Source organism: Serratia bockelmannii, assembly GCF_008011855.1.
Taxonomy (GTDB): domain Bacteria; phylum Pseudomonadota; class Gammaproteobacteria; order Enterobacterales; family Enterobacteriaceae; genus Serratia; species Serratia bockelmannii.
This window is the reverse complement of the sequence record NZ_VOUX01000033.1, coordinates 163,660-176,832: the sequence shown is the minus strand read 5'-3', so window position 1 is coordinate 176,832 and position 13,173 is coordinate 163,660. Positions and strand designations below refer to the sequence as shown.

10 protein-coding genes are annotated in these 13,173 nt (G+C 58.2%); 4 read left to right on the top strand and 6 right to left on the bottom strand.

Going from position 1 to position 13,173, the window contains the following annotated elements; translation table 11 throughout:
- Nucleotide 1 precedes the first annotated feature (1 nt).
- Genes FOT55_RS17375 through FOT55_RS17360 form a run of 4 tightly spaced genes read right to left on the bottom strand, consistent with a single transcriptional unit; the run spans nt 2 to nt 3,376 of the window.
- Nucleotides 2-1,039: an LLM class flavin-dependent oxidoreductase gene (locus tag FOT55_RS17375; protein ID WP_060433046.1), complete on the bottom strand. Its 1,038-nt coding sequence runs from the start codon at nt 1,037-1,039 to the stop codon at nt 2-4.
- Nucleotides 1,040-1,058: 19 nt separating this feature from the next.
- Entirely contained in the window at nt 1,059-1,988 is a 930-nt protein-coding gene (locus FOT55_RS17370) for a flavin reductase family protein (protein WP_043137404.1), read from the bottom strand.
- Entirely contained in the window at nt 1,975-2,802 is an 828-nt protein-coding gene (locus FOT55_RS17365; protein WP_043137407.1) for an alpha/beta fold hydrolase, read from the bottom strand. Before FOT55_RS17365 ends, FOT55_RS17370 begins: the two co-directional genes overlap by 14 nt.
- A complete protein-coding gene (locus tag FOT55_RS17360) occupies nt 2,774-3,376 on the bottom strand; it encodes an amino acid synthesis family protein (protein WP_043137410.1) in 603 nt (200 codons plus the stop codon). The genes FOT55_RS17365 and FOT55_RS17360 overlap by 29 nt, the downstream gene beginning before the upstream one ends.
- 338 nt (nt 3,377-3,714) lie before the next feature.
- On the opposite strand from FOT55_RS17360, the gene FOT55_RS17355 reads away from it, so the two are divergent.
- Both FOT55_RS17355 and FOT55_RS17350 read left to right on the top strand, forming a co-directional pair.
- On the top strand, nt 3,715-4,509 hold the full coding sequence (locus FOT55_RS17355; protein ID WP_225735574.1) for a GntR family transcriptional regulator: 795 nt from the start codon (nt 3,715-3,717) through the stop codon (nt 4,507-4,509).
- A 1-nt stretch (nt 4,510) separates the two neighbouring features.
- Nucleotides 4,511-4,807 carry a DUF1330 domain-containing protein gene (locus tag FOT55_RS17350; RefSeq protein WP_049204019.1) on the top strand — a complete coding sequence of 99 codons (297 nt, stop codon included), beginning with the start codon at nt 4,511-4,513 and terminating at the stop codon, nt 4,805-4,807.
- A gap of 54 nt (nt 4,808-4,861) precedes the next feature.
- On the opposite strand, the gene FOT55_RS17345 is transcribed toward FOT55_RS17350, so the two are convergent.
- Nucleotides 4,862-7,897 carry an autotransporter domain-containing protein gene (locus FOT55_RS17345; RefSeq protein ID WP_147823786.1) on the bottom strand — a complete coding sequence of 1,012 codons (3,036 nt, stop codon included), beginning with the start codon at nt 7,895-7,897 and terminating at the stop codon, nt 4,862-4,864.
- Nucleotides 7,898-8,804: 907 nt separating this feature from the next.
- Here FOT55_RS17345 and FOT55_RS17340 point away from each other — a divergent pair.
- Complete coding sequence (locus FOT55_RS17340; protein ID WP_147823785.1) at nt 8,805-10,898, top strand: putative bifunctional diguanylate cyclase/phosphodiesterase; 2,094 nt, start codon at nt 8,805-8,807, stop codon at nt 10,896-10,898.
- Here the strand turns inward: FOT55_RS17340 and FOT55_RS17335 are convergent.
- Nucleotides 10,895-12,091 (bottom strand): MFS transporter, encoded by a 1,197-nt coding sequence (locus FOT55_RS17335; protein WP_147823784.1) that lies wholly within the window; start codon nt 12,089-12,091, stop codon nt 10,895-10,897. The two genes, FOT55_RS17340 and FOT55_RS17335, sit on opposite strands and share 4 nt — an antisense overlap.
- A gap of 149 nt (nt 12,092-12,240) precedes the next feature.
- Between FOT55_RS17335 and FOT55_RS17330 the strand changes: the two genes are divergently transcribed.
- A complete protein-coding gene (locus FOT55_RS17330) occupies nt 12,241-13,158 on the top strand; it encodes an ABC transporter substrate-binding protein (RefSeq protein WP_021504584.1) in 918 nt (305 codons plus the stop codon).
- The last annotated feature ends 15 nt before the right edge of the window (nt 13,159-13,173 follow it).

Genomic DNA, 13,173 nt, shown 5'->3' with positions numbered 1-13,173 from the left:
GTCAGTGAAATTCCGGCATCACGCAGCGAATGAACCGCTCCAGAGAGGCCTTTTTACGCGCAAAGCTCATGCCGCTGTCAATCCACAACGCAAACTCGTCATAACCCAGCGCCTCATATTTTTTCAGTCGCGTAATGACCTCATTGGCGGTGCCGATAGCCAGGTTGCTACGCATCATGTCGGCGGAGTAATAGGTATTGGCGGCAATCTCCTCGTCGCTGAGCGGCTGAATCAACCCTTTTTGAACCGGACGTTGATTCTTGAACCAGGCGCCGAAGTAGTGGTAGAAACGGTTGAGTTCTTCCGCCGCCAGACGGGCGTCCGTCTCGTCTTCCGCCACGTAGCCATGCTGCAACAGCATGATCTTCAGCGGCTGCTCGGCGGCGAAACGCGCGCGAGCCTCGTTGAAACAGGTTACCAGCCTTACGATCTCCTCTTCCCCCTGATGCAGCGGCGTAACCTGAACGTTGCAGCCGTTTTGCACCGCAAATTCGTGACTGTTGGGATCGCGCGCCGCTACCCAAATCGGCGGATGCGGCTGCTGTTTCGGCAGCGGCGAAGAGGTGGTCGCCGGGAACGACCAGTATTCCCCCTGATGGGCATAGTCGCCCTGCCACAGTTTTTTCACCGCCGGGATCAGCTCGCGCATGCGCTGCCCGGCATCCCAGGCGGTTAAACCGGGCATCAGCCGTTCGTATTCATAGGAATAGGCGCCGCGCGCGATACCCAGCTCCAGCCTGCCGCCGGTGATGATATCGGTCATCGCCGCCTCGCCCGCCAGACGGATCGGGTGATTGAATGGCGCAATGATGGTGCCGGTGCCGAGCCGCACCCTGGACGTGCGCCGGGCGATATCCGCCAGATTGATGAACGGATTCGGCGCGATGGTGAAATTCATGCCGTGGTGCTCACCGGTCCAGATGGCGTGCATGCCACCACGATCGGCGATTTCACACAGTTCGATCATCTCCTGGTATAGCTTTTCCTGGGATTCTTCGGGTAACGTTCGTTCCATATGCACGAATAAAGACAGTTTCATTACACTCTCCCGCTTAGCTTCAACCGGCGAATTGCTTGATGGCACCGCTGTGCTCATCGCCATAATAGATACCGTAATTCCCCACGGCGTTTTCTTTGACGAACCGGCCCATCATCGACCGCAGCGCCGGATCCTTGATCGGCAACCGTGCCAGCGTCGGCATGTCGAACCATTCCGCCGTGCTCAGCTGCGGCGTCAGGCTGCCGGCGTCGGTCGGCAGCGCGCACAGAAAAACGATGTGTTGCTGGTTCTTCTGCCGGTCGTCGTAGACGGAATAGACGAAACCCGGATGGGCATTGATGCCCAACTGCTGCAGTAAATCCCCCAACGTTTCGCTGACGCTGCGTTTCTCCACCGGGCTGGACGGCAGCTGATAGCCGCCGTCGTTTTGCCGCACCATCACGGCGTGCCCCTCAAACTCGATCAGCGCGCTCACCACCACCTGCGGCCCGCCAATCAGCGACTGCGCGTTTTGATAAGGCGTGAAGTATGCACCGCGGTAATACCCCAGACCGGCGGTCGCGTTGGACTCGAACCCCTCTACTTTGCCGATCAGAATGGCATGGTCGCCGGCGTCCACCACCTGATGCAGCGCGCAGTCGAACCACGCCGAACTGTTATCGATAAGCGGCACCCGTGACGCGCTCCAGCGCCAATCGATCAGCGCAAAGCGGTCTTCGTTCTTTTGCGCAAAAATGGTTGAAGCCTCTTTTTGCCGTTCCGCCAGAATATTGATGGCGAAATGGCTGCACTGGGTAAAGTGCTCCAAGTTCGCCGAACGCTTATCGATGCTCACCAACAGCAGCGCCGGATCCAGCGAGACCGACGAAAACGAATTGGCGGTGAAGCCAATCGGCCGCCCGTGCTTGTCCACCGAAGTCACAATGGTGACGCCGGTCATAAAGGCGCCGAAAGCGTCGCGCAACTGCCTGCGTTTATCCGCGTCCATTAGCCGCTCCTAAAGTCAAAGGTTGCTCTGCGGTCAGAAAATCGAGCATCAGCGCGTTGACGCGTTGCGCATCGGTCAGGCTGACCATGTGTTTGGCGTTCTCAATGATCACTGCGCGCCCGTTTGGGGCGGCCTGCGCCATTTGCCGCGCCATCTCAGGGCTGGAGTTGGCGTCGTGCTCGCCGGTCAGCACCAATACCGGGCAGCGGATAAGGTGCCAACGCTGGGCATACACCCGATCGCCGGTTGCAAATGCCTGATACGCGCGGGCATAGCCCGCAACGTCCACCTGTTGCAACCAGCCGCCCACCTGCCGGCGCAGATGCTGTTCGACAGGATCGGCGCCGAACCACCGGCTCAGCGGCGAGTCGAGCTGTGTCTGGCCGTTGGCCAACGCGCTGGCGCGTTGCGCGACCGCGGCGCTGGCTTGGGCCGTACGCTGGAACACGCCGCTCATCACCACGGCACGATTAACCCGCTCCGGATAATCGATCGCCAAACCGGCCGTGATCAAGGCTCCCATCGAGTGCCCCGCCACCGCAACGCTCGGCGCATCCAGGGTGTTTAAGAAAGCCGCCATCCAGCGCACGTAATCCTCCAGCGTCGCGGCGTGGGAGAAGCCTTCGCTTTCGCCGTGGCCCGGCATATCGACGGCGATAACCCGAAAGCGCGCGCTGAGCGCATCGAGCTGGGGATACCAGACCTCCGCATTCATGCCTACGCCGTGGATCAACACCAGCGGCTCGCCACGCCCGGCCTCCAGATACCCCACCCGCAGAGCGGGCTCAGACAGCTGCCGGATTGTTCTGATCATGGCCCAACTCTTTCAGATCCAAATAACGGTTTCCGATACGGTGATGCGGCCGCCCCCCCAGCGCCGCGCCCAGTGCAATGACGATTTCGTCGTCGAAAGGCGCGTCGTTGATGTTGAACTGGAATGTCAGGTAGTGCTCACGGCTGCCTTCGTCGTTTTTCCCCATCATCGGGATCAGAATCGGCGCGTTGGCCGGCCCACGGGTATTGTTGAACGCCAGATAGCTTTTGCCGTTGACCGCCGAGCGGTAGTGGTTGCCAAAATGCAGCGTGTGGATCAGCGCCGAGGCGTGTTCCAACTCGCCGCCCAGCCCCACCACCGCGCTTTTGCCGAAGGCTTCCACCCGCTCGCCGGAACCGGCCTCCTTGAGGATCAAACCGGTCAGCAGCTCACCCAGCACCGGCGCCATTTCTCGAATCTTTGGCGCCAGATCCTCGACAAAGCCTTGTCTGGCCCAGGGGTTTTTGATGACCGCCGCAGCGGCGATCATCACCAGCGGTTTGCCCGCCGATTTGCCGCCGTCGGTGTAGATCGTTTCGGTAGAGACCAGGGTCTTGCGAATGTCTTGATGCATAAGGGACCTCGAAAAGTAAATCGAATGTTAACCATGTGTCACGATTCGAGGGTATAGCATCGGGCAGATTGGCATGTCAAAATTTGGTATACCATAATACGGTATTCTTATTTTACGATGAGACGGCAAAAATAAATTGAAAATAACACTTATTAATCAATGCATTAATAAACTCGATTGGGCTTTGACTGGGGGCAAAACGCCGGCCATGACCGCCCCCACTCGGCAACCTGTGCCGATGCCGAACCCGTTGAGCCAGCGGGTATCGGCAACGAAAAGCGTTTTTTTTAGGCTATCTTTCGATTTTGTGAGCTGCTGCAACATTCACCGTTTTGGCGATGCGGCGCGAAATCGGCCGCCGTTGCTTTGCGGGTTGGAAAGATGTTAATAGTACCGGGCAAACGGGAATTCGCGTCGTTATCCGGATTAATGATGATCCACAAAAAATAGAGACAATTATGGTTCAGGCATCATTGAAGATTGAGAATGCACCGGTCACCTTGCGCGAATTGGCATTGGCGAAAATTAGGCAGGCGATTATCTCAGGGTATTTTCAGGCCGGCGATCGTTTGGTGGAACGCAGCCTGTGCGAGGAGCTGGGCGTCAGCCGCAGCGTAGTGCGTGAGGTGATCCGTTATCTCGAAGCGGAGGGACTCATTGAGACGCTCGGTAAGAAAGGGCCGATTGTCGCTATTTTAACCTGGGACATTGCCGAGCAGATTTATACTATTCGTCTGCTGCTTGAACAGGATGCCGCTCACGACTGCGCCTTGAACGCTGGGCCGGAAGATAAAAAGAAACTGCATGAAAAATTAATTGCAATTAATCAGGCTTCGGCCGGGCAGGACGATATTCAGCGCGTTGAAGCGTCGCAGGCTTTTTATGAAACCATTTTCCAGGTGGCCCATCACGCCATCGCCTGGGAAATCGTTCAACGCCTGAATAGCCGCATCAGTCGCCTGCGTGCCCTGACCCTGAAAACCCCGGAGCGTCAGCTGGCCGGTTTCGAGCGCATGACGCGGATCTATCACGCCATCGAGCAAAACAACCCGACGCAGGCCAGGCAAGAGGTCATCGAACATCTGACCGAGGCTGCCGCACTGGCCAAGCGCATTCTGCAGCAGGAGTCCTGAAATGCCCGCGTATTGGATTGCCCATGTCACCGTAAGAGATCCGCAGCAATATCAGCATTATATGGATTTGGCGCCCCAGGCGTTTCGCCAGTTCAACGCCCGTTTTCTCGCCCGCGGCGAACAGGCGCAAACGCTGGAAGGCCCGGCGTTCATAAAGCATGTGCTGATCGAATTCGACGACTACGCTACCGCGTTGGCCTGCTACCATTCACCGGCCTATCAATTGGCAAAACAACAGCGGCGCCACGTGGCGGAAGCCATGATTACCATCGTCGACGGCTTGCCGCCCGCGCAATAAAAAACCCCCATCGTCACGATGAGGGCTGAATAAAGCGAAGCACGCTAACCGCGATCAGAAGCGCCAGGTCAGACCGGCGTTGACGCTGTTATCCTGGTGGTTGGACGACAGCTGCCCGCCGTAGCCAAGGGACAGGACGGCGTTTTTGTTAATCGACACATCGACGCCCGCTTTCAGAATCGCGCCATCGCGGGAAACCGGCACGCTGTTTACGTCGAACGCCGCATCAGTGCGTTTGAACATCAGCTGCGTTTTGCGTTCCAGCTTGCCGTATTGATGCTGCCAACCCAGCTCGCCGCGTAGCGCGATCGCCACACTGTCGGTTTGCCACTCGGTGTCGGCGCGGAGACCCAGCGTCGAGGCGGTGGCGGACTGACTTTGTTTGTCGCCGCGCAGTGCCGCTGCCCCGCCTTGCTCGTTGATCTCCTCGTTACGGTAATGGGTATACGCCAGGTTGGCGAACGGCTCAAGGTTGACCGCATCGCTCGACCAATCGTAGCCGCTTTCGATGAACAGCTGACCGGTACGCGCGTTATACTTGGCCTTCTCGCGATCCGACTGCGCGCCGTAGTTCACCGAGCGCGAGGTGTCGATGCGATGCCAGGTATAGGTGCCGCCTGCTCGCAGGGCCAACGCGCCGAAGCGTTTGTCGCCGTACAGCCCCAGATGGTAGTTGTCGCTGTGGGCATCTGACTGATAACCGCCATCCAGCGAAGTGCGGGTATACCCGGTCATCACCCCAAGCCGGCCGTCGTCAAACAGTTCGCTGTCCAGACCTAACAGTACGCCATAGGTAGAGGTCTGGTAGCCGGTGGCGTTGTCGTTGCCGGAAGCATGCCCCCAGTTGCCCAGCAGTTTCGCCCAGGCCCCATTATCATCCGCCTTGATATCGGAAGCGATACGGCGGCCTTCCGCCTGGCGCAAGCGCTCGGTGGCGGCATCGCGTAGGTAACGGCTTTCGTTAATCTGGGCGGAAGCCATATCCGCGTGGATCTGGCCGGACAGTTGACGGGTCGCCTGTTGCAGCTCTCTGGCCGACGTGAAGCCGAGGAAGCTTTCATACACCGGATGGCCGGTTACGACGCCCGCATCTTCGGTAGCGGCTTGCGCTTTGCCTTCATCACCTTGCAGTGCGCTTAGCGCCTCAGCGGTAGGGGCAGCCACGCTGCGCTTCACCGTTTCCGTGACTGGTTCCGTCGCGTTGAGCGTCTCCACCGCACGAGCTACCGCTTTCTCGTTCTCAGTGCTGGCCAGGCTGTCAAAGCTGGCGTCGGTGCGCGTGATGCCAAGGCCGACGTCATTGCCCTGATAATCCAGCGCGACTTTAACAAACGGATACGATGGGTTGGCGTTTTCGAACCGGCCGTTGACGCCGTCCGTCGTGGTCAGGATGGTGTACTTGTTGCCCAGCAGACTCTGCGCCTCATTCTGCGACAGCAGGTTTTGGCTGCGCTCCAGGCTGACATTCACACTGCCGCCGTTGAGGAAAGCGCGCCGCGCGGCGATCTTATCGCTGCGGCCATTGTCCGCCACTTCCACGTTATACTGCGAACCGCGATCAAAAATGGCGTCGTGCAACACATGCAGCGTGCCGATGCCGTTACCCGGCGCGACGCTGCCGCCCCGAACCGCTCTGAAGGCGCCTACGGTACCCTCACCGGACAACGTGCCGCTATTTTCGATATAGACGTTGGAGGCCACCGAACCGTTGATCGCCAACACGCCCTGTTTCACCCAGGTATCACCGCGATAGGTGTTATTACCCAACAACGCCAGCGTACCGGCGCCCGTTTTGGTCAAGCCGCCGTGCCCGCTGATGTCGTTACTCCACGAATCGAAGTCGCATTCGCTCGACGTGCAGCGCCGCTCAACAGAGGTACCGGGTTCGACGATATTTCCCAGGCCGGGGATATTCACCACGAACTGTTTTTCACTGTAGGAGCCCGGTACATAATATTCCTGCGGGATATCCTCTTGGGTAATAAACATTTTCGGACCGTTGATCGCATCGCGTAAATTGACACGTCCCCAGCCTAACAGATTATCAATACCGGCAACACCCAAATCGGTGGCGGTGGTTTTAATTACCGCGGATATTTGATCGGCGCTCATATAAGGGAAACGTTGCATCAATACGGCGGCAACGCCGGTAACGTGCGGCGCCGCCATTGAGGTGCCGGATTTATTGCCGTAGCCGGGATTAACCGACAGCTCGCCCTTATTATAAGCTTCGCGATTCACGGCACCGCCGGTATTGGATTCCAGCCGGCCAACGGTGCTGTAAATATCAGAACCCGGCGCGGAAACGCAGTAGCTGGCCGTTTGTCCGCAGCTGGTCGAGGAAACGCTTAACTGATTTTCGTCACTCAGGTTGGTCACAATCAGGTAATTATTCAGTACGTCCGGGAAAGCGTAAGGCAGTGACTTTTGCGCTTCCGGGATATTGTAGTTGTTGTAATTTCCTGCCGAGAAGACGATCAGCTTGCCGTGCCTGGCCGCCCGCAGCAGCGTCGACATGGCGCTGTGCCCGCCGGTGGGCACCGGTTGTTCGCTGCCCCATTCCACGCTGGATTTGCTGCGCATCATCTCGGCGATCACTTCGCTTTTTACAAATGCCACGTAGTCCGGCCTGCCGTTCGGCAACCAGATGATATCGCCTTTGGCGTCTCGCCGTATATCTGGCGCGATCCCCCAGCTGTTATTGATGACGCGGGCTGCGCTCTGAATCAGCTCTTCACGGCCGTTGCGATTACCGTAATCATTCAATTTGGTGCCGATAATATCCGCGTCGAAAGCAACGCCGTGCATACCTGCGCCATCTCTTTTAGCCGCCGCGATACCGGCTACGTGCGTGCCGTGATCGCCGAAAGACATATTATCTTGTTTATCATACGAGAAGTTATAACTGCCGTTATCCAGGCGCGTCAGTTTACCGGCGAATTCAGAATGGGAAAGAATGGCGTTATCGATAATGCCGATGGTTATACCTTTTCCGGTATAGCCTCTGGCATAGGCGAATTCGGCGGAAATAGCCTTAAGCCCCCATTGGCGATTAAACTCCGCGGTTTTCCAACTGTCAGGCACGCCCAATCGACCGGGATCCTGATAAGCGGCAAGAGAAGAATGAATGGATAAGCCATAACAACCCAGAAAAACGCAATACGCTAACTTCAATCTTTTATTAAGTATCATTTTACGCTCCATGTTTATTTATACCCAGAAGAAAACTTACGTTTTAACCGCGCTGAAACCTCCTATGATCGTGAAACGACGGATAACACATGCGGGCCCGACGCGGGCCGCGCGAACAGACAGGCTGAGAGATGAAAATGGGCGCAGACAGACAAAGAGATGCCATCGCGCCGGGCGCCTATGGCGCAGACGTTTGGAGAGGAGGCGAATGTACGCTTGCCGGCGCCGTTGCGCCGAAATGCCCCGACCATCGGGTGCGGGCGTAAGGATCAGGCTGTGGGTGCATTTCGCCTCACTATCCAGTTTTGCTAATGATTATCATTCGCGAGGCTATCTTATACGTAAGCAAAGTGTCAACAGATGAAACAAAACATTTCTTGATTTGCATCATAACTTTTCTCTAAACGCCGGGCGACGGTGCTGCGACAACCGCTGAAGAGTGCATAAAATGGCGGTTATTGCCGCCATAAGTGAGATTTTCGTCAGTGAAGACGCATAGCGCCGGCAGAGCAGCCGGTGGAAGAGCATAAAAACACCTGAACATTTCATCAAATAGAAACATCAGATTGATTAACTTTTATGGCAAAAACCCATCGTGGTCCGATCACTTATTTTTCGTTGCAATATAAGGGGGGCTTATAAATAACAGGAGTATTCCTAATGCGTTCACGCTGGATGTATTCCATGCTAGCGGGCTGATTTTTAGCCGCGCCCGCTGGCTATTCCCAATTTCATTGGCAAGACTATATTGAAAGAGGCTCTGCTAGAGAGCGAGAATATGGGTAATTTTCCGAGGAAATGCCGCATGACCCTGTTGCCCAAGCAGACCAATAACAAAAATCCGATTGATCTCTATAGCGAAATCGTAGACGACTTGCCCGGTCTGATTTGCTTCGGCAACCGCCTTGGCGGCTACTTCAATAAACAGTGGCGCGACTATACCGGCGCAATCGCCGGTGAACACGGCGCCGCTGATTGGCTCGATACCCTGCACCCCGACGATCGCGATCGGCTGGCCACACAATGGCGCCAGGCGATCGTTGCCCTCTCCTCATTCGCCGGCGAGGCACGCCTACGCGATCGCAGCGGCGCCTACCGTTGGTTTATGCTGGCGTTTAACGCCCGTCAGGACGGCATGGCACTGGAGCCCAGCTGGTACCTCACCGCTACCGACATCCACCCGCAAATGCTGCAACGTCAGCAAAACGTTCAGGCGCTCTCTATCCAGCAAGACATGCTGGACGCCAGCGTCGACTGCATCAAAGTGATCAATCGCGACGGCACGCTGCGGCACATGAACCGCTCCGGCAGCCTGGCGCTCGGCCTGGATCCGGCGCAAAAAGAGTTTGGCATGCCCTGGCTGGGCCTGCTGTCACCCGAGATCCGGCGCCGCGGCCGCAAGGCGCTGCGCAGCGTCAGATCAGGAAAAAATGCGCGCTTCACGGGATTGAGCGTGACGCCGCAGGGTAAAAAACAGCATTGGGACAACATTCTCACGCCGGTCAGCGATGAACGCGGTACCGTGGCCGAGATCTTGTGCGTCTCGCGCGACGTGACGTCGCAACGCGTGATGGAACAGCGTCTGTTGCTCGCCAGCGAATATGACGAATTGACCGGCCTGCCCAACCGGCGCTTATTCAAGAAAAAGCTGAAGCAAGAGATGAAGCGCGCCCTGCATGGCAACAAGTCCCTCGGGCTGATGCTGCTGGATCTTGACCACTTCAAGCTGGTGAACGACACGCTGGGCCACGCGGCGGGCGACCATCTGCTGCGGGTTCTGGGTAAAAGGCTCAGCGCCTGCATGAATACGCATTCGTTCGTCTCCCGCCTCGGGGGGGACGAATTCGCGGTGGTAATCAGCGACGTTGAAAACGAGCAGGATATTTTCCGCATCGCCAACAAGTTTCTGCTGCAATTGGAGACGCCGATCACCCACGGTGGCAAGACGCTGCATTGCGGCATGAGCATCGGCGGCGCCATCTACCCCAAAGATGCCCGCGACGCTTCGGAACTGATGAAATGCGCCGATACCGCGCTGTATGAGCTGAAAGACGGCGGCCGCGGCGGCGTCTATATGTTCGATCGCAAGATGATGGACAAGGCCCGCGCGCGCGCCAGCCAGCTCAACTACGCGCGCCAGATCGTGCGCGACAACTGCATCCGTCCCAGCTACCAGCCGAAGGTCAGCCTCTCCGACGGCAGCATCGTCGGCTTCGAAGCGTTGCTGCGCTGGCATTGCCCGCAAAACGGCATACAGCTGCCGGCGACGGTCAGCGAAGCCTTCAACGACTACGAGCTGGCGACCAAGATCAGCGAAGCCATGCAGCTGAAGGTCTTCGCCGATATCGCCCGCTGGCGCGCGGCCGGCGTGGCGGTACGCCCTATCTCGCTGAACGTGTCGCCGATCGAATTTTTACGCGACAACTACGCCGAAACCTTCCTGCAGCGCCTGCTGAAATTCCATATTCCCCACCACCTGATCGAACTGGAAGTGACCGAGCACGCGTTCAACAAACATGGCTCCAAGTACGTGCTGCGCGCGCTGCAAATGCTCAAAGAGATGGGCATCCGCATCGCACTGGACGACTTCGGCACCGGCCATTCCTCATTCAGCCATATCATGGATTACCCGCTGGACTGCATTAAGCTGGACTGCGATTTCGTTCAACGCATGAACACCGAACCGGCGATCCTGGCGATCGTGGAAAGCATCGGTATCCTCGGTCAGAAGCTGTCGATCGATATCATCGCCGAGGGCGTGGAAACCGAGCAGCAGCGGCAAACGCTGTGCGAAGCCGGTTTCCATATTGGCCAGGGTTTTCTGTTCAGCCGGGCGGTGGAATCCCAGCGGGTGCCAGAGCTGCTGCAAGCGGTGCCGCAATCTGTCGAGGGCCGTTAAGCCCCCTGCCGTGCGCCAAACGGCGCCAGCTGCATACCGATAAGCGTCACTACGCAGATGAGTGACCCGGCGTAGAAGGTGGAGGCGGAACCGAACAGCTCCCACAAGGTTCCAGCCCCAAGACTCGCCAGCAGCAGCGCCACGCCGCTGATCAGATTGAACATGCCAAACGCGGTGCCGCGCAGATGAGCCGGCGCTGTATGCGCCACCATCGCCGCCAATAGCCCCTGGGTCATGCCCATGTGCACCCCCCACAGCGCTACGCCAAACAGCACCCCGCTCCAATGATCGCTCAGCGCCAATACCAGGTCGGCGGCGATCAGCACCAGCAACCCGGCTTTCAGCAATCCTTCATGGCTCATGCGGTCAGACAGTTTTCCGAACGGATAGGCCGAGCAGGCGTAGACCAGATTCATGGCGACCATCACCAGTGGGATCAGCGCCAGCGGCGTGCCGCCCTGCTGCGCCTTCAACACCAGGAACGCTTCGCTGAAGCGCGCCAGCGTAAAGATCGCGCCGATGCTCACCACCCACCAATAGCTGCGCCCCAGCAGCCGCAGGTTGGCGCGGGTGATCGGGTTGGTGCGCTTGTGGGTTATCGCGGCGGTCGGCTCTTTCAGGCCGAAAAACAGCAGCGCAATCGCCAGCGCCGCCGGGACCGTCGCCACCCAAAAGATGGCGCGAAAATCGTTGTGCCACAGCAGCATCAGGCCGACGGCCAGCAGCGGCCCTAAAAAGGCGCCGACGGTATCCAGCGACTGCCGCAGCCCGAAGGCCGCGCCGCGAATTTCCGGCGGCGTCACGTCGGCCACCAGGGCATCGCGCGGCGCCCCGCGGATGCCTTTGCCCACGCGATCCAGCAGGCGCGCGCTCATCACCATGCCGGACGACGATGCGATAGCGAAAAACGGCTTGCTGATGGCGCCCAGCCCGTAGCCCAGCAGCGCCAGCCCTTTGCGTTTACCGAGGTAATCGCTGAGCACGCCGGAGAACACCTTGACGATCAATGCCGTCGCCTCCGCGAGCCCTTCGATCAGCCCGATGACGATCACGCTGGCACCGAGCGTCGTCGCCATAAACAGCGGTAGCAGGCTATGGATCATTTCCGAGGAAACGTCCATCAGCAGGCTCACGCCACCCAATACCCACACGCCGCGCGGTATGCGACCCAACGTAGCGAAACGCGACGACATGCTTCATCCTCGATCGATTCAGCGCCGCCAGAGGCGCCTCATGATTTTTCCAAGATTGGTTAGTTGATTTTGTTCGTTCACAGATCTGCAGCCTTTAGAGATAGTGCAACGACCGTGTGACACCCATAATAATGAAGGTAATTAACATAATGATATATAGCAAAAAGATGATAGTGATTGCGGCGCTGCTGAGTTTTTCCGCCGCCGCCGCACCGGGCGTGGATCTCGTCGCTAACGAAACGCCGATCCACACGGTGAAGAGCGCCGAAGCCGTGGCCAAAATCCCCGCCGGCTTCCGGTTCGTGGAACCCGGCACGCTGACGGTGGCCATTTCCCTGCTGGGCAGCGGCCCGCCGTTCGGCCTGTACGCCCGCGACAATAAAACGGTGATCGGCAGCGAGGCGGACATCGCGCGCCTGGTGGCCGACGGTTTGGGGTTGAAACTCAAACTGGTGCCCACGTCGTGGGAAGACTGGCCGCTGGGGGTGGCCTCCGGCAAATATGACGCCGCGGTTTACAACATCACCGTAACCAACGAACGCAAGACCAAATTCGATTTCGCCACCTATCGGCAGGATACGCTGGGCTTCTACGTCAAGTCCGACAGTAAAATCACCCAGATCAAAACGGCGCCGGATATCGCCGGCAAAAAGATCATCGTCGATTCCGGCACCAATCAGGAAGCGGTGCTGCTGGCCTGGGACAAGGAGAACCGCGCCAAGGGACTGGCACCGCTGCAGCCGGTGTACGTCACCGATAAGGCCGCCTCCACGTTGGCCATTCAGTCTGGCCGCGCCGACGCCACCTTCGGGCCCAACGTCTCCGGCGCTTATCAGGCGCGGCTGACCGGCAAAACCCGGCTGGTGGGCATTGTGCCCGGCGGCTGGCCGAAGACCGCCAACATCGCCGTCACACTGAAGAAAGGCAACGGTCTGGTGGACGCGGTGCAGGCTTCGCTCAACAGCGCCATCGCCAACGGCAGCTATCTGCAGGTGCTGGATCGCTGGGCGGAAAGCGACGAGAAGATTGCCCATTCGGAGATTAACCCGCCGGGACTGGGGGACTAGAGCATGAACCGGCCC

Coding starts and splice junctions, on each gene's coding strand:
- FOT55_RS17375 (WP_060433046.1), bottom strand. CDS start 1,039: ATGAAACTGTCTTTATTCGTGCATATGGAACGAACGTTACCCGAAGAA.
- FOT55_RS17370 (WP_043137404.1), bottom strand. CDS start 1,988: ATGGACGCGGATAAACGCAGGCAGTTGCGCGACGCTTTCGGCGCCTTT.
- FOT55_RS17365 (WP_043137407.1), bottom strand. CDS start 2,802: ATGATCAGAACAATCCGGCAGCTGTCTGAGCCCGCTCTGCGGGTGGGG.
- FOT55_RS17360 (WP_043137410.1), bottom strand. CDS start 3,376: ATGCATCAAGACATTCGCAAGACCCTGGTCTCTACCGAAACGATCTAC.
- FOT55_RS17355 (WP_225735574.1), top strand. CDS start 3,715: ATGCGGCGCGAAATCGGCCGCCGTTGCTTTGCGGGTTGGAAAGATGTT.
- FOT55_RS17350 (WP_049204019.1), top strand. CDS start 4,511: ATGCCCGCGTATTGGATTGCCCATGTCACCGTAAGAGATCCGCAGCAA.
- FOT55_RS17340 (WP_147823785.1), top strand. CDS start 8,805: ATGACCCTGTTGCCCAAGCAGACCAATAACAAAAATCCGATTGATCTC.
- FOT55_RS17335 (WP_147823784.1), bottom strand. CDS start 12,091: ATGTCGTCGCGTTTCGCTACGTTGGGTCGCATACCGCGCGGCGTGTGG.
- FOT55_RS17330 (WP_021504584.1), top strand. CDS start 12,241: ATGATATATAGCAAAAAGATGATAGTGATTGCGGCGCTGCTGAGTTTT.